Raw genomic sequence first — 26,636 nt, 5'->3', positions numbered from 1 at the left:
CCGCTAGACTCCACGAGCCTCTACGTTGATCTTCAGTCTCGTGCCGCGGATAATATGCTAAAAACAGGAGGTAGGCCAAGCCGCCAAAGAGACCGATTGATGCTATGATAAAAGAGTAACCACTGTCGAATGTCCTTCCGACTTTTAAGGGGTTTCCTACAAAAAAGTCTGCCAGGTCAAAGCGATTAAGAAGGCGATACGTAACACCTAAGCGGCCAGTTATGTCGTCCCCCATAGCATTTTCAATATAACCGGATAATGAAAAGATAAGTCCTATTATTACAAAAGGCAATGCTAATATAAGATTGCGATTAAGCCATGGAAATACCAAATATCCTATCGGCATAACAATGCACATCAATGCTCCCATTCTAGCGTTATTGCTTGTAATTATCAGAACTATGGTAACCAGCTGAAGAGCTTTTTCTTTTAAAGACAGTTTGCCCCACATGCCATTAAGGAATACCATACAAACAATAGCGTATGAGTTGATCGAAACCTGTTCAAGAAATACTGAGGAGGTGCGGCGTCCCGAAAATATCCCTAAACTGAAACGTCCCTCAAAAGCGATCGTCCCTATGCTTAAGCCGGAATCGTCAAATTCACTTATCGCGGTGCCCCGCGTCATTTCGTAGTAATGCGCCGGCGAGAAAAAAGAGGCATAGCTTTCTACTGAGGATATTTCCCATATAAGAACAACAAGAGTCATTGCAGATGCAATAAAGAATGCCTTACGAATGAAATCAATATTCATTCTATGACCAAGCATGCCAAAGACGGCTATTAAGGCAAAGTTTCGAATACTGCCGATGTAAATCGTATCTAAAGAGATCGATGCGATTAAAGCGAGCGTGCCAATGAACCAAAGAAGCGCAAGCGGCATGACGTCGTGATTTGAAAAGCCAGTTGAAAGCGATAACGCCAAACATGCGAACGTTATAACGATTTCAACTGCTGCTACACTTGAGTAGCTTAACGGTATTCCTCGCGCTCCCAATATCGCTAATACTGCGTTGTATAACACCGCCATCACGATGAGTGCTACGGCGAGATAATTGCCCTTGATGCCGAGAGGCTTTGAGCTTGTGGCACGCGAGCTATTAGCCAACACGCTTGAATGAGCGTGCCGCCTCGCCATCACCACGGGTCATACTCGGCACAAAACGTTTTACCCTTCGGCTTCTCCTGTTCGCAATGACAGGTATTCGACTTGAGCTGGGCACGATTATCCGCAGCATTTTTATCGTAAAGTTTTCCAGGCCATAGAAACACCTTTCTATCCACTTCTCGAAATAACATGCCGGTCTCCAGCTGGGCCTAAAGTCTGCAAGGCGCGCTGCCTCCCCTATGCCGTCAATGTCTGCAGATCAACGACGCGAAATAAGTAAGGGCCCCCCGGCTTCTCCCGTGACGTACCTGTCCCATACCGCTTCCTTCCATTCCAAGGAAAGGAGCGCACCATCAAACCGTGGGATCAAACACCTAGCGCTCGGTTCGAAAGGGCCGGGCGCTCCTCATCGGCGACGCACTGCTCATGTTCCGCCAGAGTTGATGCGCCTCGTTTCGGGGCACCTGCGACCGGTACGGTAAAACACCCCCGCTGCTTGGCGGTTACCAAGGTGGCTTAAATTCCCTGACTGCGGCAGGTGTTAGGAGATTGGGATAATAATTCTCGAAGGGAGATTGGTGCTAATGCGACTAAGGACGACCGCAAGTTCGAGGCCGCCTCGAGGACAAGTAAAGACATGACCCGGAACTCGTATGTGTCGGCGCCTTGGGGATTTCCTGCTCATTGCCGCAACGTCAGCACTACTGATACTGCCGGGTGCCTATATGCTCTTCGGAGGCAAGGGCGATCGATTTTGCAAGCCGCGACCACTCCGGAACGGGACTAAAAACAACCCTGAAAAAGTCTGGAAGTGAGACGCGGCCCGCCCTGTCACGTCCTCTTCGTCAGGAAGCTTGGCTTAGGTACTCGCTGCCAAATCCGTGAGACGGGACCGCTAAATTCGTTCATAGTGTCTCGAAGAAGCAGGGCCCCCGCGGCTGCATAAGCGATCGCTCCAACAGCGACCATAAGCATCAGCTGCGCCACTGGTCCTGCCCTGAGATCAGGTACCGACCAGACGGCAAGTCCCATGAGTGCCGTGCATAGCAGTGGACGCCCAACGCCAACTAGATAGCGCCCCAGTACAAACGAAGTATAGAACCGTCCGATCAAAAGCGTACCTATATAGACCATCACTGGTGGAGCGGATATGCAAAGCGCTATTTCGACCGGGCCGCGGCCACCCCAGAAGTAAATGCCAATTAACGACAGGGCCATTTGCGTTAAGGTAGAAATAAGAACGAACTTACCGTGCTTCAGAGCAAGTGCGGCAGTTTGGATAAGACTGAGGCTAGGACCGATGATCGCAAATCCAGCGAGCACTGTCATCGTCGGCGCAGCGGCAGCCCATTTCGATCCGAATAGAACCAAGATAGTGGTAGGAGCGGTCAAGGCTAACCCCGCAAACAATGGCGCTGTCGTAGCCATTACGATTGCCCCCATGCGAACCGCGGCATCGTTGAGGCGGCGTGTGTCATGTGCGACTTCGGCAAAGGCCGGAAGAGTTACTGCTGACATTGGCTGCCACAACATTATCTGAACTGCGACGACGATCCGTTTAGAAGCCGCGTAAAACCCACCATTCAGGGGGCCAAGGAGATAAGTAACGAGAACAGTATCAAAGTTTTGGGCGATAAACTGCAGGCTTTGCGTGCCCCCAAGAGGGAGGGCGGTCACCAGGATAGACCGCGCCTTTGAGGCACTAAATCGCATTTTGGGCCTCCATGGGATTGCTCGCCAAATAAGTAAAAGACCGAGCACCGAAGAGACTATTTGATTAACGACCAGCGCAGTGATTCCGTAGCCAAGTACGGCGAGACCAATTCCAAGTGCGCCGGCTACCCCGGTGCTTATAGTGCCCCGCATAGCAAGAGACTTAAAACGGAAATTTCTTTTCGCCCAGCCTGTGTGGGCATATCCCAGCCCGGATACTAGGAGAATTATGCTTGTGGCACGGATGACGCCCTCAAAAGCCCTAACTTGATAGAGTGAAGCGATGGCCGACGCAAAAATGTTTGCGACGACAAATCCGAAAAATGCGATAATGATACAGAGCCAAAAGCCAGTATCGTAATCTTCGTCGACGGGGTTCCGCAACATTACAAGTCCGGTGGAGACCGAGTTTAGTACCATGTTTCGCAATAGATTCACGAATATAAGAGACGTCGACAAAATTCCGAACAGGGCAGGAGATAATAATCTGCCCAAAACGAAAAATATCAGGAGCGATAAAACTTGCTGAGTTGTATTGTCTAGGAAGCTCCAGCTAATCCCAGACATCACACGTTTCTTTAAATTTTCACTCTGCTCAGTCATCTATTACCACTGCTTTAGATAGGCGCATCTGTCGAGATTCCTCGGCGATGTCATTGCAAGCCACACGGCCCTTGATCTGTAAAAACTGACCGAGCCGAGCTTAAGAGCGCATCTTAGCTAGTAAGCTCATTTTAACGGCTGAAAGTGTAGTTCTTAGCGTCGTCTGAAGCACACGTGCATCTAAGCCAGAGGAGACACACAGGCGAAGCATGGCCGTAAGATTTTTCGCCGGCAGGGAGTGGGAGCGTATCGCGATCAACCGCAACGTGCTTGCTCGGCGTCGCGCCTCAAGTCGCGCCAGCACGTTGTCTGGAAGCAGGCGAGCCTTGCGGACGTTGGAGAACGCAAGCGTCAGCGCCTCGTCAAATGTCTCAGCCGTCGAGCTTTCATGGCTCAGGCTTTTCGGGTGCAGTCGATAATCGATCACGATCCGGTCGCATGCCGCGAACGTACCCTGCTGCGCCATCCTGACGTAAAATTCCCAATCTTGGCTGCGGCGAAGACCGGCTTTGAACACGCCGGCGCGCTCTACGGCAGCAGCCCGAAAAAGCACAGCGCCCGGCGTATCGATGAGATTCCCCTCAAGGATAGAGGCGAGGAGATTGCCGTTCGGCAACGGTGCCTTACGCGAACGGAAAGGCAGAGATTTCGAGTTCTGATCGATATAGGCAACATCGCCATAGGCGGCAATGCATTCTACGTCTTTGTCAAGAAGGGACTTGAGCGTGACGAGTGCATCCGGCCGCAACCTATCATCGGCGTCAAGAAAGCATACGGCAGGCGCGGAAGCGTGCGCAAATCCCGTGTTCCTGGCAACCGCGACGCCCGCATTCTTTTGCTCTATAACCTGGATCGTCTCAGGGCGCTCACCCATCAACTGATGCGCGAGCGCTGCCGTGCCATCTGTCGAACCATCATCGACGATTACAATGTTAGCTTCAACGGACGCAGAAGCTAAAACGCTAGCCACTGTTTCCTGCAGATAGGGCGCGGCATTGTAGGCGGGGATTACTACCGTTATTTCATGCATTCCGCCCGGTACACATAATCGTCGATCGGCGAAAGATCCCCCGATAGACCGGTGGGTGATCCCCCGAAGCAATATTGGGTGAAACCCCGAGCTGGATGATCGGAAAAACCGCTTTTTGGGTTGGTATCCACAGATTGGCCAGTTCAGTGAGCCTAGCCGCAGCTGGCCGAGGCCCCCCGGTTGCCCCCCTGGTGGGTGATACCCCGACAATCTGCGCTGCGGTGGGTAATACCCCGATAGTTACCGCCGGCCTGCAAGATGATCTATCTTGGCGTCTATCTGACGCGACCAGGCGGTGTTACGGTTGCGCGGCTGCTCGGCGAACTGGATGCCATTGTCGGTCAGGATCGTGTGGATCCGGTACGGCACCGCTTTCAGCAGGTGCTCAAGGAACTCCCACGCCGTCCGCCTGTCAGCCTTGTCGACGAGCTGGGTGACGGCGAACTTGCTAGTGCGGTCCATGCCAACGAACAGGTAGAGCTTACCTTCGGCCGTCTGAACCTCGGCGATATCCATGTGGAAGAAGCCGATCGGGTAGCGCTTGAAGCGCTGTCGCTTAGGCTTGTCGCCCTCGATATCTGGCAGACGGGATATGCCGTGCCGCTCCAGGCAGCGGTGCAGCGCTGACCGGCTCAGATGCGGGATCGACGGCTGCAATGCATAGAGGCAATCGTCGAGCGGCAGGAGTGTGTGGCGCCGGAATGCGACGGCCGCTGCCTCCTCGGCCTCGGTCAAGGTCATGGAGTGAGGGGCCTTTGGCCCCGGTCTTCAAATCCTTAACCGTCGCTCACTTACGTCACTTCGCCACCGTCTTTGCGCTGATCCCGAGCTCCCGGCTCAGCGTCGAGAGCGAAGCTTGCGATCGCTGTATTGCTGCTCTGACGGCGTGCGTGGTCGTGGCGCTCCCGTGACGTACCTGTCCCATACCGTTTCCTTCCATTCCAAGGAAAGGAGCGCACCATCAAACCGTGGGATCAAACACCTAGGACCATATCAGCATGAAAAACGGTTACCAAGAGAATCGCTATGCCTTTGGCAACGTCCACCCATTCGATTCGCTACGGTCTCTCTGTTGACATATGAGTTAGCTTCCCTGATCTCTACCACGGCAGCTTCAGTCAGATTTAAGAGCGCCTTAACCTTAATGCTCTCGGTCCTGCTAGGGTCATCGTCGTGATGCAATGACGTACAATGAAATCCTCCGCTTAAATGGCCACGAAACGGGCAAACTCGCGCTCCGTCTCGTAGCAGCCAGAGACGACCCGTCGAAGCGCTAGTGTCAATATCTATGTCGTGACGATCGCGTTCATGCCCTCTTTCTCCGATTTTGCCACAATGCGCTATGTCGCGGCCGTCACCAAACCGCTGATCTGCACCGCGATCATGGCCATAGCGGTCCTCGCGGTACCGAACCTCCATGTCGGAGCCTTGACGCAGTTGGCGGTGCTGGCGATCGTTGGCGGACTGGTCTACGCTGCCACCGCCCTGATACTGCGCACCATCTTGAAAGAAATAATAGGTACCGCCATGCAGATGTGGAAGAAGCTCCGACCGGCAAAGGCCGCGGTGGCATGAGATTTCTGATCGGCACCGCGCATTTCTTCGCGCCTATCTATCGCGACGCGGGAATGCACCGCTTTGCCAAATCGCTCGCCGCTAAGGGGCATCATGTCGATTTTGTGACTTTCGGGCAAAGCCGACTTAAGCAGCGAATGAAGCCTGAGACCAAAGCCTTTGTCGACTCAGCCAACGGTGCCGCGGCAGCGAACGCTAACCCGGCTAACATCCATGCACATGTCCATCGCGAATGGTTCCACCCGCCAAGCGGTTCGCCGCGCATCGAACGGCTAACCTGGCCACTTGAGCGGCTTTACGGCCACCACCTCGACGCCTGGACGCGCAAGGCAGCGCGCGAGGCGGACGTCATCATCCTCGAATGTGGCTATGCGCTATATTTCTTTGATACGATCCGCAAGTTCAACCCGCAGGCACAATATGTCGCTTTCTACAACGACCGGCTCGAATTGGTTGGTTTCCGCCCCGAGGTCATTGCACTGCACGAACGGCTGATGCCGCGCTTCGATATGGTGCGGACCAATGCCGAACGGCTGCTCGATTATCTGCCAGCAGGGGTCCATGGTCGCTATGTCGCTCAAGGCGTTGATAAGGAGCGTATCAGTTTCGATTTACCTTCACCCTATCCCGCAGGCACGCGCAATATCGTGTCGGTCGGCAACATGCTTTTCGACGATGCCGCGGTACGTGCGATTGCCGCCGCTGCGGCGCGCACCGGCGCCAACGTACACGTGATCGGCGCGGCGATGGCTAAACCGCCTGCCAATGTAATTGTGCACGGCGAGCTGCCGTTTGAGGTTACTCTGCCCTATATCGTCCATGCCGATGTTGGTCTCGCACCCTACCGCGCGACCGAGGGCGCCGAGTATCTCATCCAGTCGAGCCTAAAGATCCAGCAATACAGCTATTGCGGTCTGCCGATCCTGCTCGCTAAGGAGATGGGGATTGGGGGGGCTAACTTCGTTCAGTATGCGCAGGGCATCCCTGGCGACGTCGACCGTGCAGTCGATCAGGCATTCGAGTTGGGTAAGTCGCGCGACTTCGGTCGCGATGTTCGCGGCTGGGACGAGATAGGCGACGTCTTACTCGCAACGATCGCCGAATCACCTAGGCGGTACGGGCTGTCTGGATGACCCAGGGTGCTTTGCAAGGTCCCTTATCCGCCGCGCCGGGACGCCAGCATACAGTCCGTTTGGCTCCGCATTGCGCGTTACCACGTATGCATTAGGCGAGCGCCCTCTGGTTTGGCGCGACTGATGCTAGGTGTTTAGTCCCGGCATCTGGTGGATCGAGTCAACGATGAACCGGTCTGGTTCTGAATTCCAGATTTTGGCGATGTATTCGTAGGGTGTGAGACCGCTGAGCGTCTTAAGCCGGCGGGCAAAATTATACGCAGCCATGAAGTCGGCGAGGTGCGTCTGTAGCTGCTCGTGGCTCTCGTAGTGGAAGCGTTTAACGGTCGCCTCCTTGATGGTGCGGTTCATCCGCTCGACCTGACCATTAGTCCAAGGGTGGTTCGGCTTTGTGAGCCGGTGCTCGATGTCGTTCGCCTCACAGATCATGTCGAAGCGCATCTGCCGCGACCAGGCGGTGTTGCGGTTGCGCGGCTGCTCAGCGAACTGGATGCCGTTGTCGGTCAGGATCGTGTGGATCCGGTACGGCACCGCTTTCAGCAGGTGCTCAAGGAACTCCCACGCCGTCCGCCTGTCAGCTTTGTCGACCAACCGGGTGACGGCGAACTTGCTGGTGCGGTCGATGCCGACGAACAGGTAGAGCTTGCCTTCGGCAGTCTGAACCTCGGCGATATCCATGTGGAAGAAGCCGATCAGGTAGCGCTTGAAGCGCGGCCGCTTCGGCTTGTCGCCTTCGATGTCCGGCAGACGTGAGATGCCATGGCGTTGCAGGCAGCGGTGCAGCGCTGACCGTGTCAGATGCGGGATCGACAACTGCAATGCGTAGAGGCAGTCGTCCAGCGGTAGCAACGTGTGACGCCGGAATGCGACGACCGCGGCCTCCTCGGCTTCGGTCAAAGTCGTGGAGTGAGGGGCCTTCGGCCCGGTCTTTAGATCCTCGACCGTCGCCCGCTTGCGCCACTTCGCCACCGTCTTCAGGTTGATCCCAAGCTCCCGGCTCAGCGCCGTGAGCGAAGCTTGCGATCGCTGTATTGCTGCTCTGACGGCGTGCGTGGTCGGGGCGCTCCCGTGACGAACCTGTCCCATACCGCTTCCTTCCATTCCAACGAAAGGATCGCACCATCAAACCGTGGGATCAAACACCTAGCCGCATGATCCTGTAGGGAGCATTCGCGCCGACAACGTCGGCGCGTCCAGGGTTTTCCGCGTGTTATTCGTTTGTAAGTATCGGCTGGTTGCTCATGTTGGCTTGACGCGGTCTTTAGGTAAAGCGCGTCTGATTGTTACCCATATTGATAGAATCTGTTAGCCGTTTTGAACCATTTTGAGCTTCACGCTCCGTACGATCGATCGCTTCGCCGAGCTTAGCAAGAATCTTGCCCAGCTGGCCATCGACGGTAATCTGCGCCAGCTCCCGACAGGACAGCGTGTCCAGCATTGCAGCGGTTTGCACCGCATGATCGACGTGATGCTGGACAGCGTCATCCGGCAATGGCGCAGGACGCATCCAGCGAGGGAGATAGGATCGGACGCTGCCAGGCAGCAGAGGCCGATAGGCATTGGATGTCTGAACGTATCGCGGCCCCGGTCCCTCGCTCTTCACGCGATTGAAACGTCGCTGACGCACCAGAAAGCCGATCGCTTCGAGGATCGCGAGCGCGCGTCCCACCGTTGCACGACCAAGCCCCGTCGCCTCGGCAAGATAATCGTAGGAAGGATATACACGGCCCTGGTTCAACCGCGCGAGCGTGAGAATTTCCTCAAAGACCCGGACGGCGCTGCCGGTCAGCTTCGCAATACCTCGCTCAACGGCCGTAAGCGTTCGCTCCCCCGATCGCGCATCGCGGCGCAAACGTCGTGCGGCATCGAGGGTCTTACGCGCGGCATGCAGCAAACGGTCGGTTTCACCTTTGGCCGGCGCCGTCCAAAACACTTCCTCGAAGGTGCCAGCTTCTATGCTGTCGCGTAGCACGCGCGCGTGCGTGCGGTGCGGCGCCCCCGATCGCGCTGGCGAGTGCTTGCACGCCAACCGGCCGAACGCCTTCAGCGCAGCGTCGCCTATCGTTATAGTTGCCATCTTCCGTTCCCTTTTGAGGGTGGCGGAAACGGACAAAAGTCAGCCGTGGCACGAAACGCGCATCCTTGAATTCAATCTGAAAAGCGCGTATCTATGGATCGTTGTTGAGGCGATCGTTTGTGCTTGCCGGCACGAACCTAGTATGTGCTTTCGGGATGCCCGGCCTTTGTGCCGGGTTTCCTTCTATCCGCTCACAGCCATTCCTTCGTCATCGATGCCAAAGGCAAGATAGGGCAGGGTGCCGATCTGAGTGACGTGTGCATCCTGCACCAGCGTAGACGCTGTCCGCGATGCGACTCAGAAACGTCGGCACTTGTCCTCCCTTGCCAATGATCTTTACGACCACGTCCTCGCTCATCGGATCCGCAAGAAACCGGATTCGACGAACGATGACCGCCGTTAGGCCATCCTTGCGGTTTATGGGGACAGGGCAAAGCGCCAAGGTTCGTGCTTTCACACGGAAAACCCGAGAAATGTTCGTGCTATTACGCGGAAAACCCTCGCCGGAGTCCGGTAGCTTAGCCGGGCAGGCCGACGGGTATCGAGTTTGCGTTCGTGCTATTACACGGAAAACCTCGTGCTAGCATGCAAACGGATTACGCGTCCGTGTCGTCGTCTAGTATTTCGAGTTCTCTTTTGGGTCGAAAGCCGATGGTCGTGTGCAACCGTGGCCGACCACCACGTCCCGACGGAATTTTTGTTTCAGCCACATCGAGGGTATATTCGGGTAGACTATCCTGCTCGGACACGTCGCGAAGCTGCTTCTTGAAATATTCGAGGCCACGTCGGTCCGAAGCGCAGCCTACTCGCGCCGCAAGCTCACCAATATCAAGTGTGAATCCGTCGTCCTTGCAGTTGAACTTGGCAAGTTCGTAGAGACGCCGCTCGATAGGACCAAGCTTGAAAAAGTCATGATGGTATGCAGCGATCCTCTGATCCGTCAGGATCGCACGATGCAGCCAATCGCACACCATGACTTCGACCCATTTTACCCGGCGCTCGCCCGTCGATGTCTTGATGTACTTGATGTCAGCCTTGAGCAGCCAGGAAAAGGAGCTGTCCGATCCTTCGCCGCCGGTTTCGATATTGGTGATAATCTGCGTCCCTTGCAGCCTATTCAGTGAGGCCTTGAGCGACGTATAGGACCGTGCCGACGCGTTCGTACCGGTGACGCGGAAGAGATCATTGGCGGTAAACGTCATGATCCGGTCGGCTTTTTCGCCTTTTTCGGCCCGCTCCGCCATCAGACTGGCGATATAGAGCAGGATTTCCTTGTCATAGATCGTTGCGACGCCGGTCTTGCTCGGATTGATCTCGATCCGGGCTTCGCCCGATTCAAAGACCATCGGCGTCATATGGGCCTTTTTCGACAGGGCGAAGAACGGAAATTCGGCCACGGTCCGCTCGCCCTGCACGTCGCCGTACAGCGGGCTATGCACCGAAAACAGGTCGCCCTGAAAAACCGCAACGTCGCTCATGATCCCAAACTCGCCTTTATCAGCGATCAACCTGTGTCGGTGCCTCACGCTTGTCCAACGGAAAGGGGGTTTTCCGTGTGATAGCACGAACATTGGCTGGGTTGGATCGTCGCTCTAGACATATGGACAGCCCACCTCCGGGAAAACGCTCCGATTTCAGGAATATGGCATAGCGATTGGTTCCGCCGTTCGTGATTTTACGAGGAAAACGCCGAGCAACGGCAAGCACCATACGGTGTGAGGATACGGCTTCGTGCTATCACACGGAAAACCCGAAACCCGTCCTATCACGCCGGTTTTGCGAGCAGGCGGCAAGCATATTCAAAATGTCTGCTACGGTTCAATTCGCGATAATTGATCCCTCGGCCAATGTATCGGCATACCGAGCCCTACAAGTCGACATGTAGACAGGTCGACTGCGGAGCTTTGATATCTATGGTCATCAGATTCTTTAGAGGAACCGTTGACCTGCATGATCCTTGAAAAGATCTGCATTCCGTACATAGTCAGCAAGAATCTGGACTGATTTATGTCGGCTAACTTCCTGAAGTTTGAAGATAGTCGCGCCTTGCGATGCACCCTCGGTAAGAAAACCTGCGCGGAGGGAATGCCCTGCAAATTGTTTCGGATCATAGCCCGCAGCGGCAGCATGATCCTGGACCAGGCGAGCAATCGCACGATCCGACATGGCGGCAGGGGTAAGCGCATCAAGCCGCGACAAGCGTCGAAAAAGCGGTCCCTCAATATGGCCAGCCGCAGCCATCCAGGCGAGGAGAAGCGCCTTCGGTCGAATACGCGAGCCTTCAGGAATGGCGATAACGATGCCTTGCCGGGTCTGATCGGTCTTCGAATGGGCAATGGTCAGTCTAAGCCCCTCGGGTACGACCCCGACATCTTCGACCTGAAGTGCAACGATTTCGGACCGCCGCAACGCTGCGGCCATCCCGATCGCCAGGATCGCGCGATCGCGCAGGGCCCGCAGACCTTGACCGTCGATCGCGGCCAGCATGTTGCGCAGCGCAGCCGCATCTGCGGGACGCTTCTGTCGTTTGGCACCGCCGTGTTCCGCGCGAATGCCGGCCAGTACTTCAGCCAGACGACCCGCGGTCGGCATCGCAGTCGGTGCCGGATACCCGCCAGCGCGATGATAATGTCCGATGGCTGCCACCCGCCGGTTGATCGTCGACGGGTTGAGCCCAGCGGTTGCCTGGTCGCTGGCAAAGACCGCAACGATGTCCGGTGTGGCCGGCAGCGATGGCAGACCATGCTGCGTGCACCAGGCGGTGAAGATCGTCCAATCGGAACCATAAGCGCGTCGCGTCGCACTGGCGCGGGCCGCTTTCGCATACGCGGCCGCGCGCTCGATCTTTTCATGCAGAATCGCGGGCAACATCGGTTCATCCGAGTCCACGGTAACGAACGGTGTTTGCGACGATGTGAGGTCCGGATCGGACGGCATCGGTCCAGGAGTGCGGGAAGCGACCATAAAAGAGCGTGTGCCACGCTCGATTTTGCCACGCTACTCTTATGTCCGAGAATGACACTTATCGGACACACGGGCTTAGAAGCATGGATATGCTGTCATTATCAGAGTTGCATACTCGATCTAAGTCTCGATCAGAGGATGACGGGTATATCAGTTAATACAATGTTCGAGCATTGGGATGTTTTGCTGGGCGACGTTACGGTGCACATACAACCACACGGCTGGTTCGCCAGTTATAACAACGTGCATCCAGACCGCGTTTAGCAATCGGCTATCCGCCCGTTCATCCCGCAACCCCCTAAGTTCTGGTCAGAGACTCAGGGCGACGACAGGAGCAGAGCGACGCCTCAGGTGTTTTCGCCAATTATCTACCGGACCCCCAACGAACGAGTTCATAGCCAATGCTATTATAATTGAGAGAACGGCCGCAATAACTGCAAAGAGTATTCCTCCTGGGCGCATCCCAGCAGCGTGCATGATAGTTATAATAAGTATGTGGTTAATATAGATTGGATAACTTAGATTACCGATCACTATGTCCCACTTTCTGCCGTGCTGAAAACGGAACAGCGCGGGAAGGGCGATTGCGAAACAGCCCATAAGCGCCGCGGACTTCAATAGCTCATGCGACGGAATAAGCGCGTAGCTAACGACCAGCCCTGTTAAAACCGCAGTGACCCCTATATCGTAGATCGGCGAAAACATTGCTTGATATCGCTTCGATCCAAGTTGCTGGACAAGCGAGCCTATAAGGAAGAAGAACAGCTCGGCGGGGAAAAACCGGTATGTCCATGGGTCTGTCATTCCAACCCCTGCTTGCACAAGCACTATGCGGATTGATAGTGATAGACCGAGAAGTACTAGAATCAGCCAACGCCGTGGTAAAACAAACGGTGCAATTGCATAGAAAGTTAACTCGACGCCCAATGTCCATGACTGTGGCGTAAGTAGGCCAAAATATGCTGGGAATGCAGCTTTATGAAAATCAGATGAAAACGCAAAACCTCCCCTGGTGATCTCTGCAAACATCAGCCAGTCTTGGCCAACAAGCGACGCATTTGAGAATGCAAGAAAGTATGCTGGAACAACATTCAAGGACCCGAATGCCCTAAAGAATAGGTCGGCTTCTAAGGGTCTAATAAAATAGAAAACTACCAGCGATATAATTGCAATAAGGATGTACTGTGGCCACAGCCTCGTATATCTACTTATGTAAAACTCACCTACTGAATTGTATGATTTGCGCTCTGTGATCACATACGAGATTAAGAATCCGGATATCATGTAAAATATCTGTACCGCGTTTCTACCTCCGACGAGGTCGATCCCACCGGCATGCGTAAAAACAACAGAAAGTGCGAGCAGCGTGCGGATCAAACCCATGCCGTTGGATAGCTCAGGCTCGCATGAATTCAAGCACAACGCACGGAGGATAGCGAGACGGCTAACCTTCTATTTTGCGGTCCCGGTGCGTCATCGGGCGTAGCCGAACGCCAAGGCTGATCGCTAAAGGCCAGAACAGAGTATTACCAAGATCGGAGAGGGTGTCGCCCCAGCGTAAGCCATAGGCAAGATAATCGAGGAACTCGTTGCCGAACTCGGCTATGACAACCGCTGAAAACGGAATGAATGTTCCAAGTGAGCGCCCGCTGACCAGCCGGACCAGCATCAGGATTATCAAGCCTGCGTGAATATGCAGAATGGCATCCGGAAGACCGGTGCCGTCGCCAATCCAGAGAATCATCGAATGGTAGAGCACAGGGATTTTCATTCCTCGACCCTACGGATGCGAAAGAATTTCGTCGATAAACAACAATAGCTTTATGAAGATTTTGACAGCGCAAGCCGCCCCCTGCCCATGTAATCGGGCAGGCACACGCGGGCGGCGGCCATAGCTATTTCCTACTCGAAAGCTCGAAGATCAGGAACACCAGTGAAACCGAAAATGTCGCCTAAGCAACCCGAGGGTCCGTACTTTCTATTAGGAAATAGACGGAGGGGGCGCCCCCCCGTCCAGACAATCACCGACGCGGCCGCGCGGTAGTACGCAATTGATCACCGGCAACGATAAAAGGCGTGGTGGCATTAGCTTGCGGGTCGTAATAGCGGTCGATCCGGTTGCGAATACGCGCCTGTACCCGGTTCTGGATGCGATTGCTGATCCGGCCCATCGGTTCAATACCGGTATCCTGCGCGACCTGTTGCCGGGTCTGGCGCTGGCCAGCTAGGCCCGTGTCGCGGGTCTTAGCAGGTTGTGCTGTGATCCCGGACTCAACGGGCACGGAAAGCGATTGCTCCGCCTTATATTCGCCTGGGCGGTTTTCCAGACTTTGTGCGATCGCCGGCGACACAATGCCGGTGGAGACGATGATCGAAAGAAGAAGCAGAGGGTGCATTCACTATTCCATACAGCATTCAGACGCGGCGCGCATCTGATTTACCGCATATCGCAATTGTTTTCATGGTGTCGATCAATCCGCCGGGCGCAACGACAAACGTTCTATCTGTCCGGTCACACCCGCGACTTCGTTTGACGGGCGCACGATCAACTTCAGATATTGCACGGCACATCCGGCGGTGACTGTGACCCGCCCCGAGAACCGCCCCCCGTTCGTTGCCGAGTTGGGAATATTGACCCGCCCCAGCTCCTGCCCATTGGCACAGGTAAGCACCCAATAGGGGCGCGACACAACCTGTTGCTCGATATTTTTGCTGATTCCTTCCAGCAAATATGCCCCGGGCGTTAGGATCTGCATCTGGCGCAGGACCTCCCCCCCCGCAGTCGAGGACGCGGCAAAGTCGAACAAACCACTATTTTCCGCTTCCTGTATCGACGCTGATATCCCAGCGTCGTCGACAACAGGCACCCAATCAAAAGGTGTAGGCCGGTCATTGACCCGGTTAAATTCGGGGTCTCGGCCATGCTGGCGATCGGAACCCGGCACGAGGTATGTATAATATTGCCACGCCTTGCCGACATCCCCGATAGCGATCAGCCGCTCAACGGCCAGCGTACTGACATAGGGGGCTACCGGTGTTCCCTGCTTTTTTAGCCGAATGAACAAATCTGCCGTTGCGTCGGCGTCTTTGGCAGTTGAGGCGATATAGGCCAGCAAGCCCTCCGCCCAGGAAGGCCTCGTTGCCAGCGCTCTCGCGACCTGGTTCCGGATGTCGACATCGCTAATCGCAGTGCCCAGTACGGGATAAAGGATTTCTGACGCATAGGAAGACGTCCGCAGTGCGATGTCATAGTTGCGGAGGACACCCGGAATATCATTGCGCGCCACCGCATCCTCAATAGCCCATAATCGGGTCCGAAGATCGCGGCGGGATAATCGATCTGAATAGGTAAAGAAACGTCGTGCCGCACCGGGGTTGTTGCGAAGCTGAGCGTTTATGCCCATCGTGGCGACGGCCTCTACCGCGGTAGGGTCGCGTGTCAGCGCATAGGCAGCCAGATGTTCGGATCTCATACGTTGATCTGGAGTAGCGTCTGCCCCTGACAGTTGCTTCGAGAAAGACGCAGCGATGCGGCCATCCCAAGGCGCTAGAGCATAGGCGAATTCAGGCGAAGCCCGTCGCGTTGTGTAGGCAAGGCTATGCAAAACCGAAAAATATCCGGCGACACCGACGACGAGCGCCGATGCGATGCGCAGCGCCCTTTCCCTAGGCGAACGAAACCGTCGCGGGGATTGCCGTATGCGACGTTCAGTCATCCGTTCAGCTGTTGCTCTTGGCATCGCGCCCATAGCCATAGCCATATTCATACCCGTAGCCGTAGTGCGCCTTTCGCGCTTCGAACTTGGTCAGCACCCCGCCGAAGATATGCGCGTTGGCGGCGGCCAGCCGCCCCAATGCCGTCGTGACCAGACTGGAGCGTATACCATGAGATTCCACTGCATAAATCACGCCTTCGACCCGGCTGGCGATCAGTGGCGCATCGGCCAGCCCCATTACCGGAGGACTGTCAATCACGACATGGTCGTACGTTTCGAGCAAACGCTCGATCAGCAGCGGCAGCCGGCTACCGGTTAGCAGTTCGCCTGCATTCGGCGGGATTGGCCCTGCCGTCATCGCAGTAAAACCAAGGTCCGCCATTTCAAAGGTCAGCGTTGAGATATCGTCTTGCCCTGCAAGGAAGTTGCTCAGCCCGCGGGCATGGTCAACGCCCCCCAGATGATGGACCGACGGCGAACGCATATCGCCGTCAACAAGGATAACCTTTTTCTGGGCACGCGCCAGCATCGTCGCAATCGCCAAGGCGGTCGTCGACTTTCCTTCGCCAGGCCGCGTCGATGTGATTGCCAGCGAACGGGGGACACCGTGTTCGGTGGTGAAACCCAGATTGGTTTGGATGGCCAGATAAGCGTCAACCATGTCCGATTTTCGGTCAAGCAATGCCTCCTTGGGCGACATGCCTTCCACCTTAGGTACCGATCCGAGCAGCGGCAGTCCCAATCGCCGCTCGACCTCGCCGGGATCCTCGATCGCTTCGTCGATCTGTTCGAGACCCAGGGCTATGGCCACACCAAGACCCAGTCCCGCCAGCAGCGCTATGACTAGGTTCAACAGCAAACGCGGGGACGATGGCTTCTGCGGAATATCCGCCGGGTCGACCACCGAGATATTGTTGATGCCGACGCCGCCGGCCACGCCAATTTCCTTAAATCGCTGCAACAGCCCGTCATAGAGTACGCGGTTTGTATCAACTTCTTGCTGAAAAATGTTGTACTGGATGCTGCGACGACGAAGATCCAGGAACGATGATTTCAGTTGTTCGACGCGTGCGCCCAACGACCGCTCACGCTCTAGCGCCTGCCGGTAATCTGCTTCCAGCGACCCCGACACCCGCCCTTCCTCACGGACGATCGATCGGTCAAGCTGGTCCATCTGCGACTTGATGGCGCGCGCCTGCGGATATCCAGGCTCGAACTGGACCATTAGCCGTTCGTATTCGGATGCCAGTTCGGCACGGCGCTGGCGCAGGCTGTTTATCGCCTGATTCTGCAACGCTTCGCTAGACGCGCCTCCGCGTCCTCTCTGCTGATAGCGGGCTTCAGCCGTAATACGGTCCGCAGTTGCTTGGGTCAGCGCTGTGCTCAGCCCCGAAAGTTCATCGGCGACAATAGAGCGTTCGCTGGTCGTGCCATTGGCATTTGCCTGACCGGGCAGGTTGATGATGCGCTGCGCAGAGGCATAGCCCACGAGTTGCCGCTGCGATTCATCCAGCCGTTCTTTGACTAGCGCCAGTTCGCGCTGAAGCAGATTGCGGCCGTACGAGGTCGCCTGCACCTTACGTTCGAGATTGATCTGGATGAACGCATCAGCCCAAGCGTTGGCGACGCGGGTGGAAAATGCCCCATCGGCGCTGGTGAAGCTGATGTTGACGAGGCGAGACATTCGCGTCGGCTGAATATCCAGATGCGCACGCAATACCTCGCCCGAAATACGTAACCGGGTCGCGCGGCCCTGTGCGGCGTATCGGCCATTGGCCTGACGGAACGCAGGATCTTCTGACTTTATGCCAAATAGGCTGAAGAATTCTGGATCATCGACCAGCCGAAGCTGAGTGGCGACCCGTTCCGACAACGAACGTGATTCTAACAACCCATACTGAGTCTGATAAAACTCTTGGTCGGCGACACTAGTTTCACGCTCGATACTTTGAAAGTTGGTGACCTGACTTGAATCACGCGAGATTTCGATAATCGACGTCGCAGTATATTTGGGCGTCATCAACAGCGTGACTATCAGACCTAGCAACAAACATGCGACAGCCGATCCGAGAATTACGTAGCGCCAGCGCATAGCGATGCGCAGATACTGACGGATGATCGGCATTGCCTCGCGTTCGGGGTTGGATTTCACAACGGTTTGCAATTGCATGGATGCCGCATTGGCCTGCATGCTCGAGGGAACGATATGCATCGCAGGCAACCTTACTGAAGAACGGCGATCAGCGGTCCCGCCAGAAGTGGCGAGAGCGAGACGAAGTCGCGGAACATGCGCCGCTGTGGAGAATCGCCTACGACGATAACGTCGTTGGCATATACGGCGGGATCGTCATAGATCCCCCGTCGAATTGCGGCTACATTATACAACCCGGCCATACGATGATCGCCGACGGTGCGAAGGATGACCACGTCGTCCTGACGCGCAAATTCGGACAGCCCCTTGGCTGAAGCGATCACTCGCATCAGAGTCATCTGATTGGTGACTGGGTACAGGCCTGGTTCGACGACCTGCCCATCGATGGTCACGACTTGGCTGACCGAACTCTTGATGTTGACCGTCACCTGGGGATTGCGAATGTAGCGGGCGCGCAGCGCCGCTTCGATCAGTTGCGCCAGTTCCTGTGACGTCTTACCGCGCGCATCGATCGTTCCGGCGAGCGGCATCGCGATCCGGCCACCGGCGTCCACCTGCATCTCGCGCTGGAGATCGGGAATACCAAAGACGTCGACCTCGATTGTGTCGAGCGGTCCGATTAGCGCCGGACGATCAATTGCGATCAGATCGCCCCGGCCGGGCGGGGGCAGCACAGTGGTTCCTTCAACGACGGTAAGGTCGCCGCTGGACCGGATAGGTTCGGGGGCGCCGCAACTGGCGCTAGCGAACGCAAGACATAGAGCGATGTGAAGCTTACGCATGCGCGTTGAACAATCCGCAATTGAAGGAGAATGCAGCCCCTATAGGTTCAGCTTCTATTGGGGTAAAGATAAGCGCCTTGCATCAGTCGCGCCCCACGCAAGCCACATGGCGGCCACGACGGTTATCGCCATAATCATCGGAGTGCGGGCAGGATAGTCGAACGCGCTAGCCGCGAAAACAAGGAACAGCACCGCCGAGCCTAGGCAGCCCATTCGGGCTTCGGCAAAATGCGATACTCGCCAAACGCGAATGCTGGCTATCGTCCACCACCCGAATGCCGCAATCAGCAACAGAATCCCGGCGATACCCGCGTTCAGGGCGATTTCGAGATAATCATTATGCGCGTGGTTGAAATAGGTCAGTTTCAGCAGGCTGGCTGGCTCATGCATCCGAAACAGTGGATCAAAGCTGCCAAAACCAGTCCCCGCCGGGAAATAGCTGTCTATCATCGATAGGACGGTCGGCAGGCTACGGCTACGCATGTCGCCGCCAAAATCGATGTCCAACAACCTGTTAATCGCGACCGCACGGTCAGCCTTTAGACTGACGGCAACCGCTATGCCGACGATCACGAAGAACCCAAGCAAGGCAACAGACAGTCCCCATCGCGGTAAACGACGTGAAAAACGGATCAGGTTTCCACGGACCAGGCCAAGACCTATAGCCAGCGCCATGCCGCCTAGCCCCAGCCCAGCCCGCGATCCTGTGGCAAGGATCAATAGAATTAGCAGGATTAGCAGGCCAAGCCCGCTCACCCCGCGGATGGCAGTGATGCGGCTGCCGCCAAAGGCCCAAAACGGCGCAAGCAGACACCCAAACGCAAGAAACAACGCTAAGTGGTTGCGATTGGCGAAATTGCCACTCACCTGACCTGGCGTATCGTTGATAAGCGGATTGGCAAATCCTCCACCTGAAAACTGCACGAGTGCTAGCACCATTGAGGCTAGGATCAGCACAAGACACAAGTTCAGCATCCACCGCCTTTCGCCGGGCGCGACCATACCGAACAACACGAACACGCTTAGCGGAACGATCATCGACAACAACGCATTGACAGCGCCACCGGGAACCATAGCCAATGGCCGCCACGGGACGGCCACGCCCGCTTCACGCAAACCGTCGAACACATCGCGTCCGGGTAGTGCCGTCCAGAGGGCCGGGGGAAGGGGTACGAGCTGTAAAACCGGGAGCAGGATCGACGCCCCTAGCAGCAGCGCCACCGCCCATACTCCTGCCAGCATCGGGCGCGGGCCCCAAAGCAGACCGATCATTAGCGTCAATGTCGCCGTGAACCGGACCCCCACTTGCCCCAGCGTATCAAGGCGCGAGGCACCGCCGCCAATCCACAGCGCTACCATAAGACAGCATAGCAGGATGGCGGGCAGGCTTGGCCGGACGCCGGAATGAATGCGGGGCATGCTAGGCATGGGCCCGCCTTTAGGCATTCGACGCATACAGCACAACATCGCTCCCATTTCGTGACAGCCATGACTATGGATACTGGTGTGTTATGATGTCGGAAACGCGCCTCGCCACGTTTCGGACAATTTCTCAGCGTTGCAGCAGCGCCAGGTACCGCGCCGTGATGCCATCCCAGCAATAGGTGGAGCGCAGCTGGGCCAGTTCGACGGCGGGAATCGGCGTCAATCCATGGCGCAACAACGTCGCAAGCGCATCAGCATCCGCGAAATAGGCACCCGCGCCAGACAGAGTTGCCCGGTTGAAGGAACAGTCGAAGCTAACCATCCGGTCGGTGTGGAACAGTGCCTCAACCAGCGAGGGATTGGTTCCGCCCACGCTGTGGCCATGGATATACCCGATGGCTCCCGCCCGCCAATGCGCTAGCGCTCGCTGATCGTAGAGGGGATCGAGGAGCGTGATGCCCGGCGTCTGGCCATAGCGCGCGCGGAGTGCCGTGCCATAGGCATTCGCCTTCCAGTTGCCGACGAATGCCAACGGTACACCGGCGGCGATGCAGCCCTGAATGATCGTCTCGGTATTATTCTCCGGCTCGATCCGTGCGATGGCCAGATAATGGCCGTCCGGCAAGGGCGATGCCGACGAGGTCGCCAATGCCGGCAGCACAGTATGATCGCCGCCATAGGCGATCACCACGGGTTCGCGTTGATACCGGTTCCGGAATAGCTCGGCGAGGGCCGCATTGTCGGCGATCACCACCGATGCCGTACGCGCCGCACACCATTCCAACGCTTTCAGCAACAGTCGGGTCGGGGCGGAAAACTTATCCCTTCGCCACTCCATGCCGTCGACATTCACAATATAGCGAACCTGCGGCCGTACCAGTTTCAACAACGGCAAAATCCACGCACCGGAATAGCCGAAGATGAATACCTCACGTGCGTTTTGGTGGAATACGGCATCGATTAGCGCCATCGCATCATGAAACAGACTGGCCATTCCATTAGCACGCAACGACAGAAAAATGCGGCGATGACCAGCGAAGCGCACGCCACGTTCGCCCTCTGCGTAAGCCCTGCGTTCGCAATAGACGACGAATTCGACATCGTCGGCGCTGACATAGCGGCATAACTGTTCGGCTAACGTCTCGAACCCGCCATAGCGGGCAGGTACTCCGACCGTACCAACAAGGGGGACAATCGTGGGCGATGTCATGGCCGGCGCATATCCATTTGCTGAAGAAGATAGGTCAGCCGTCCTGAAAATACGTCTTCGGTGAAATTTGCGCGGCGCCGGGCACAGGCGGCTCGCAGCGTGTCATACCAGACCGGATCGGCATGCAGCGCGCGTATGGCGTCCGCGATCGCCTGCGGATCGCGGCTCGGCATGTCGAAGGCCAGCGCATCGCCCAACACCTCTACAAGGACGGTAGCACCCGCACCCGCGACGGGCACCAGTCTTGCCATGGCTTCTACTGCCACTAACGAGAATGTTTCCGAGCACTGGGTGGGGTCGCTTGCCTGAAGCAGCAGAAAACCGTCGCGATATATGGCGTCGGGCGATGATTCACCGAACACGATGTCGATACCCGCTCGTCGTGCCGCAGCGACCAGCGACCGATCGTGTCGCGTCTCGTCGGACAGATAGGCCACCTTGCGGAGAGGGAGGCCGCCCAGCCACTCGCTTACCGCGACGAACAGCGCAAAGCCTTTAATCGACTGGGTCGTTCCCACGAACAGCAGGCGGTCGCGCGTCGATGGCACATCACGCGCGGGCAACGTCACCGGATTTGACAGAATCGTGGCCGGAAGCCCGATCCGCGACGCTTGGTCCGCCGATACGCAAACAACGCGCACTCCGCGGCGGACCATCAGGCGCAGCAGCGGCATGAACACTCTCGGAAACGTTGCTTCGTGCAAGTGGATCACTATCCGACGTGGTCGGATCAGTGCCGCGAGGGCCACTGGCGGAACCGCATAGACCGTGTTTGCCCAGATGGCCCGCCCCCGGAGCACCGACAGAGCAACTGGCAAAGCGATGAGAAGCGACCAGAGGGGATACAACAGCTTGCGGATCCGTACATTGGCACAACTTATGTCGGGGGTCACACCCGCCAGATCGGAAAGGAACCCAGTCCCACCAAAGCCCAGTCTGACCCGCACGTCATGACCTGCCGCCGCCAGTAGTTCGATTATGTCCCGGCCGACGCGCTGTGAGCCTGCATAGGCATCGAAGGGATTGAGTAGCAAGATGTGCATGAAGGGGACCTATGCAACCGGCATGGTGGATATGGCATCACGACTAAGGCGATGTTCGATCAGCCACCATAGTGCGCCGAGTATCCCCGCTGCTACGCTGCTTGCCGCCAGCCGCGGCAATAATCCCGGCATCATGGGCGCAAATAGAGCATCGACACCGCGCAACGCTGATCCCGCCGCCACGACGACTAGCATTCGCATAGCCAAGTCGCGCATGATCCGCCAAGCATCGCCTTGATCGATCGCCCGGAACATTAATCCCGCCGCTAGAGCATGGCTGATCCCTAGCCCTACAGGAATTGCCGTGATGCCAATCAGCGGAAACAGCGCCATCAGCATCAGCAGCGATGCTAGGCTGGCGATTGATCCCAGCATGGCATAGGTCTTGCCCCGCCGAGCCGCCAGAAGAGCCGATCCACCGATCAGGTACAGGACGATTGCAAGAATTGCGATGGCATAGATTTGCAGCAGTTCGCCCAGCAACAGCTGGTGCTGCACCGTTATATTGTCGCCGAACAGCAGGGCGGGGATCATGTCCGACAGCCCGAACAACGCGATCATGCCGACCGTAGCCAGCATCAGGCATTGTCGCACCCAATGTGTCAGTGCCGCACGAAACGGAACAGTATCGGTTGCATCCCACGTGCGCGCCATTGCCGGCACCGCCAGTGCAGAAAGGGCGGCGGTAAAGACCGCCTGCACGGTATTGCGGGCAAAAAAGGCATAGCTGAGGATTGACAATGCGCCAGTCCCCGCCAGCAGAGCATATTGCCGTTCGACCACGCCGCCGACCTGTCCAAGTGCATATGGCAGCAACAACGGCATCGAGAATGCCAGCGCTTCGCGCGCATGGTCACGAAACGCCGGCCATTCCAGGCGAGACAGGGCTCGGAATAGCTCGGGCCAGAACGACGCTCCTACCACCAGCGGTGCCAACAGGGCGATGTAATAGCTTCCCAGCAATAGCCAGTTTGCCGGAAGCTGTGGAAAGCTAATGATGAAGCCAAGGCCGATACAGCCACCCACCACCCCTGCAATTTCAGGCGCGTATACTTTGCCGCGACAGTTCAAATGAGCTGTTAGGACCGCCACTACCTGCGAAAGTGCTAGCGACGGGGCCAGAGCGTACAGGAAAAAGGTCGCCATAGGCCCCTGTCCCGATTGCTGCGGCACTAACGCGGCTGCGATTATGGGCAGCACTGCCATCGCCGCAACAGCAACTACCAAGGCAGTACCAATCATCATCACGGCAATAGTTGCGATATATTGTTCAGCCGCCGCCCGCCCATCACGATGGTCGATCCCGGTATAGCTTGCTCGGATCGTTTCAGTGATCGGCCCGAACAGTAGCATACCCGTGGCGTTCACAATACCTAGCGACCAGATCCACGCATCATAGGTCGCGCTGACCCCGAAGATACGAGCATAGACGAACATCATTGCTAGACCGAGCGTTAGCTTGGCCCCGCGCGCGCCCAGCAGTCCTACAAAATCCCATTGGATCGTCAACCGGCGGTCCTTGTGCGATACCGGGCGATCGCAGCGTTATAGGCGTTGAGGAAAGTATGGGGGCGGTGGATGATGCGGAACCTATCGCAATCCGTTACGATGGCACGAGCCATCGCTTCGAGCCGTTCGGGAGCATCTATCAGGCCCTGCAGCGCAGCCGCCATATCTTGGCTAGATTGTTCAACCTGCGTCACCGGAATGCCGATGCCATAAGCGGGCGCAATGATGTCGTGCATTCCGCAATGATCCAGCGTCAATACCGGCACGCTGCGGCCAAGCGCTTCCCAAATCGATGTTGTGTTTGCTTCGTTTAGGCCGGTGATGACATGCAGATGACTGTTGTCGAGTAGGTCGAGCACGCGTTGGCGCGACACTTGTCCGTGCCATTCGAACCTGCTGGAAATTCCTAGGTCCGCCGCCCGCAGCATCAATTCGCCACGCAACGGACCCTCGCCAAGAATGTCGACATGAACATGCTGTGCATCCTGCAACATGCCGATCGCTTCGATCAGCAGGATCAGCCCCTTGCGCGCTTCAAGCGAACCGATCCACAAGATCCGTATCGGTCGTGCAGGAAATTTGGCGGTATCAAGCGTGATCGCTCCTTCGATACCGTTCTCAGGAAGATGCTGGGATTCTATCCCCTTCATGCGCCGGAATATCGCTTGATTTTCGGTCGTGGCCGACAGCAGGACGTCGGCTCGGCGTAGCGCCTTTGTTACCCGGGCGCTGTAGCGGAGCTGGATGGCATTACCCAGCGTGCGAGCGATCAGGCGCAACCGCCCTTTGCCCGGCAAGGCGCTGCGAAACCCCCAGGGAAAACTGGTTGCTCCGCCGATTGGGCCCCAGACGTAGGGCAAGGGTATACGCCAGAGATAACCGGGTTCGCGATATCCGATCGGGCCAAGATAATGTATTAGGTCGAAACTCTCTCGCGCCATTAGCCACCGCGCCTCCGCCAATGCTCTTCGGTGCCAGATACGATAGGCGAGGTAGAAGCTGTAGGTCAGGATTCCGCGTCGATTGAGCGCATTGAGTCGCCGGGCAAGCGGCGGTTCGGCCACGAAGTGAAATGCCACGTCGCCAGGTTTGCTCCGGTCGATGAAAGTGGGAACGTCGAAATCCGTGGCGTCGCCCATGTGCGGGCCCGCACTGCCGTACAAGACCGTCAGATCGCAATGCGCTCGCATCGCCTGAATATGGTTCCATGCCACCGCATATTCCGACCCTCTTACGGGCGAAATCATATAGGCAAGCACCAATACGCGAAGACGGTCGGACATGGTTGCCTCAGAAGAACTGATATGGAGCGCTCCATGCCGCCCCGCGCGAAATAGCGACAATTAACCACAGCAGGAACACCGTGCTGAGGCCCACGGCGATCACGATGTCGCGCGGTCGTTGGGATACCGCAAGGCAGTAGTGTAGCACGAATGCTATGCAGATCGACCGCATAGCCACAAAATAGAACAGCCCCCGGGCAAAGGGCAGGAAGTCCCAGGCATTCGCCACCGGTTGAAGCAACGCTGCTACCAAATAGAAATTGTGGAAGATCCGGTACCCCATGATCTTGTAATGATCGGCAACCTTTCCTGAAAACAAGATGACCGCAAGATCAACGACCGGCCATAGATAAATGCCGAGGTTCAGCGACGATCCGTTTCCTCGGCCAAATGCCAGATCGGCACGGCTGATGTCGGAATAGGACGAATATCCTAGAAACGGAGACAGGAACGTGAATAGGCCAACAACTTGGTTAAAAAACAAGCCAAAGAAAACATAGGAAAATATCAATGCGCCCACTTGTAGCGAAACGCGCGGTACGCGTAGCCAAAACAAGCCGAGGCCGATTGGAAAGACAATCACAGCGCTGCGGTGAAAAAGGCAGGCAAACAACAACCAGCCGATGAATGAAGCCCATCGACGTTCGGCAATGGCGGATAATGCAAGAAGAATTGCAAAAAAAGCGATGCCCTGCCGGACGATGTTGTTCACATCCAGCAATAGTAAAGTGATAAAAGTGAATATGGCAAATGGCGCAATCTGCGGATGCTTACGTAACCACAGCGAGAACAGCGCGATCTGCAGAAAACTACTGGCGATAATGATCGAACGGTCGGGCAGGCTAAAAAACTTTAGAAGCTGAATAAGCAGCAAAAACCCCGGTTCGAACACGACATCGCGGTAATTGTCGTTAAGGGAAGTTAATCGATAATAATCGATATAGCCGAAGAAATCCCCGCCGACATTGTATCGCCCACCGATAAGCAGCGTAAATATTAGGATCGATGCGACCGCTGCCTGCGTTCCAGCATGCGCGGTCGGCACCGGGCCGATCGCTGCTTTGCGCGCAGGTAGGCTCCAGCCTGCCACTAGCAACAGCATCACCCCTAAGTAAACGACGAACGCCAGCGTCATTCCCGGTTGCTCCGGCCCGATGTCTGAAACGCGGCAAGGCCGAGCAGACGCCCATAGTTGACCAAGACGCGTGTCGGGAAATGTCGCCACCAGCGCGCGCCGGCCGCCACCACACGCGTAAAAGGCGCCGCGCGACGTCGTCCCTGCGGATCGGTTCGCACGGCGTAATGGCGGGGGG

General features: G+C 56.5%; 21 protein-coding genes and 1 pseudogene. 2 read left to right on the top strand and 20 right to left on the bottom strand.

All coding sequences use genetic code 11. The features are described from left to right. From ASE89_RS20375 to ASE89_RS10930, 4 genes and pseudogenes are all read right to left on the bottom strand, one after another. The coding region (locus ASE89_RS20375) for a hypothetical protein (RefSeq protein WP_156363431.1) at positions 1–1,138 on the bottom strand (1,138 nt) is incomplete at its 3' end. 801 nt (positions 1,139–1,939) lie between these two features. Further along, entirely contained in the window at positions 1,940–3,424 is a 1,485-nt protein-coding gene (locus ASE89_RS19760; RefSeq protein ID WP_082451414.1) for an oligosaccharide flippase family protein, read from the bottom strand. 100 nt (positions 3,425–3,524) lie between these two features. After that, the gene (locus ASE89_RS10935; RefSeq protein ID WP_056677503.1) at positions 3,525–4,454 is read right to left on the bottom strand and encodes a glycosyltransferase family 2 protein; all 930 of its coding nucleotides are present in this window, start codon (positions 4,452–4,454) and stop codon (positions 3,525–3,527) included. A 300-nt stretch (positions 4,455–4,754) separates the two neighbouring features. Beyond that, a pseudogene (locus tag ASE89_RS10930) lies at positions 4,755–5,379 on the bottom strand (DDE-type integrase/transposase/recombinase); the annotation flags it as partial. A 368-nt stretch (positions 5,380–5,747) separates the two neighbouring features. On the opposite strand from ASE89_RS10930, the gene ASE89_RS10925 reads away from it, so the two are divergent. Beyond that, positions 5,748–6,029 (top strand): hypothetical protein, encoded by a 282-nt coding sequence (locus tag ASE89_RS10925; RefSeq protein ID WP_156363430.1) that lies wholly within the window; start codon positions 5,748–5,750, stop codon positions 6,027–6,029. Beyond that, entirely contained in the window at positions 6,026–7,162 is a 1,137-nt protein-coding gene (locus ASE89_RS10920) for a GumK N-terminal domain-containing glycosyltransferase (protein ID WP_056677493.1), read from the top strand. The genes ASE89_RS10925 and ASE89_RS10920 overlap by 4 nt, the downstream gene beginning before the upstream one ends. Before the next feature lie 126 nt (positions 7,163–7,288). On the opposite strand, the gene ASE89_RS10915 is transcribed toward ASE89_RS10920, so the two are convergent. The 16 genes from ASE89_RS10915 to ASE89_RS10845 form a co-directional block, all read right to left on the bottom strand. Further along, positions 7,289–8,248, bottom strand: a complete 960-nt coding sequence (locus ASE89_RS10915; RefSeq protein ID WP_056677490.1) for an IS481 family transposase — start codon at positions 8,246–8,248, stop codon at positions 7,289–7,291. Positions 8,249–8,423: 175 nt separating this feature from the next. Beyond that, a complete protein-coding gene (locus tag ASE89_RS10910; protein WP_056677487.1) occupies positions 8,424–9,239 on the bottom strand; it encodes a helix-turn-helix domain-containing protein in 816 nt (271 codons plus the stop codon). A 596-nt stretch (positions 9,240–9,835) separates the two neighbouring features. Further along, a complete protein-coding gene (locus ASE89_RS10905) occupies positions 9,836–10,717 on the bottom strand; it encodes a replication initiator protein A (protein ID WP_056677485.1) in 882 nt (293 codons plus the stop codon). Between the two features lie 451 nt (positions 10,718–11,168). Continuing rightward, entirely contained in the window at positions 11,169–12,110 is a 942-nt protein-coding gene (locus ASE89_RS10900; RefSeq protein WP_056677482.1) for a site-specific integrase, read from the bottom strand. 402 nt (positions 12,111–12,512) lie between these two features. Continuing rightward, complete coding sequence (locus ASE89_RS19755) at positions 12,513–13,586, bottom strand: acyltransferase family protein (RefSeq protein ID WP_082451412.1); 1,074 nt, start codon at positions 13,584–13,586, stop codon at positions 12,513–12,515. Between the two features lie 61 nt (positions 13,587–13,647). Further along, positions 13,648–13,974 (bottom strand): hypothetical protein, encoded by a 327-nt coding sequence (locus ASE89_RS10890; RefSeq protein ID WP_056677476.1) that lies wholly within the window; start codon positions 13,972–13,974, stop codon positions 13,648–13,650. A 250-nt stretch (positions 13,975–14,224) separates the two neighbouring features. Continuing rightward, the gene (locus tag ASE89_RS20370) at positions 14,225–14,599 is read right to left on the bottom strand and encodes a hypothetical protein (protein ID WP_156363428.1); all 375 of its coding nucleotides are present in this window, start codon (positions 14,597–14,599) and stop codon (positions 14,225–14,227) included. Between the two features lie 75 nt (positions 14,600–14,674). Continuing rightward, positions 14,675–15,676, bottom strand: coding sequence for a hypothetical protein (locus tag ASE89_RS10885; protein ID WP_156363427.1), 1,002 nt, complete (start codon positions 15,674–15,676; stop codon positions 14,675–14,677). 247 nt (positions 15,677–15,923) lie between these two features. Continuing rightward, a complete protein-coding gene (locus tag ASE89_RS10880) occupies positions 15,924–18,131 on the bottom strand; it encodes a GumC family protein (RefSeq protein WP_056677469.1) in 2,208 nt (735 codons plus the stop codon). 11 nt (positions 18,132–18,142) lie between these two features. Continuing rightward, complete coding sequence (locus ASE89_RS10875; RefSeq protein ID WP_236701719.1) at positions 18,143–18,745, bottom strand: polysaccharide biosynthesis/export family protein; 603 nt, start codon at positions 18,743–18,745, stop codon at positions 18,143–18,145. 162 nt (positions 18,746–18,907) lie between these two features. After that, positions 18,908–20,074: an O-antigen ligase family protein gene (locus ASE89_RS10870; protein ID WP_168427643.1), complete on the bottom strand. Its 1,167-nt coding sequence runs from the start codon at positions 20,072–20,074 to the stop codon at positions 18,908–18,910. Positions 20,075–20,405: 331 nt separating this feature from the next. Further along, complete coding sequence (locus ASE89_RS10865) at positions 20,406–21,488, bottom strand: DUF1972 domain-containing protein (RefSeq protein WP_082451410.1); 1,083 nt, start codon at positions 21,486–21,488, stop codon at positions 20,406–20,408. Beyond that, positions 21,485–22,531 carry a hypothetical protein gene (locus tag ASE89_RS20365; RefSeq protein WP_156363426.1) on the bottom strand — a complete coding sequence of 349 codons (1,047 nt, stop codon included), beginning with the start codon at positions 22,529–22,531 and terminating at the stop codon, positions 21,485–21,487. Before ASE89_RS20365 ends, ASE89_RS10865 begins: the two co-directional genes overlap by 4 nt. A 9-nt stretch (positions 22,532–22,540) precedes the next feature. After that, positions 22,541–24,040 (bottom strand): lipid II flippase MurJ, encoded by a 1,500-nt coding sequence (locus tag ASE89_RS10855; RefSeq protein WP_056677455.1) that lies wholly within the window; start codon positions 24,038–24,040, stop codon positions 22,541–22,543. Further along, on the bottom strand, positions 24,037–25,323 hold the full coding sequence (locus tag ASE89_RS10850; protein ID WP_082451409.1) for a glycosyltransferase family 4 protein: 1,287 nt from the start codon (positions 25,321–25,323) through the stop codon (positions 24,037–24,039). Before ASE89_RS10850 ends, ASE89_RS10855 begins: the two co-directional genes overlap by 4 nt. Positions 25,324–25,330: 7 nt before the next feature. Beyond that, positions 25,331–26,636 (bottom strand): EpsG family protein (locus ASE89_RS10845; RefSeq protein ID WP_236701718.1); only part of this gene is annotated, 1,306 nt, incomplete at its 5' end.

Source organism: Sphingomonas sp. Leaf30, from assembly GCF_001422525.1.
GTDB lineage: Bacteria > Pseudomonadota > Alphaproteobacteria > Sphingomonadales > Sphingomonadaceae > Sphingomonas > Sphingomonas aerolata.
Note: the sequence above shows the minus strand (reverse complement) of the source record. Positions and strands in the feature narration are given on the sequence as shown.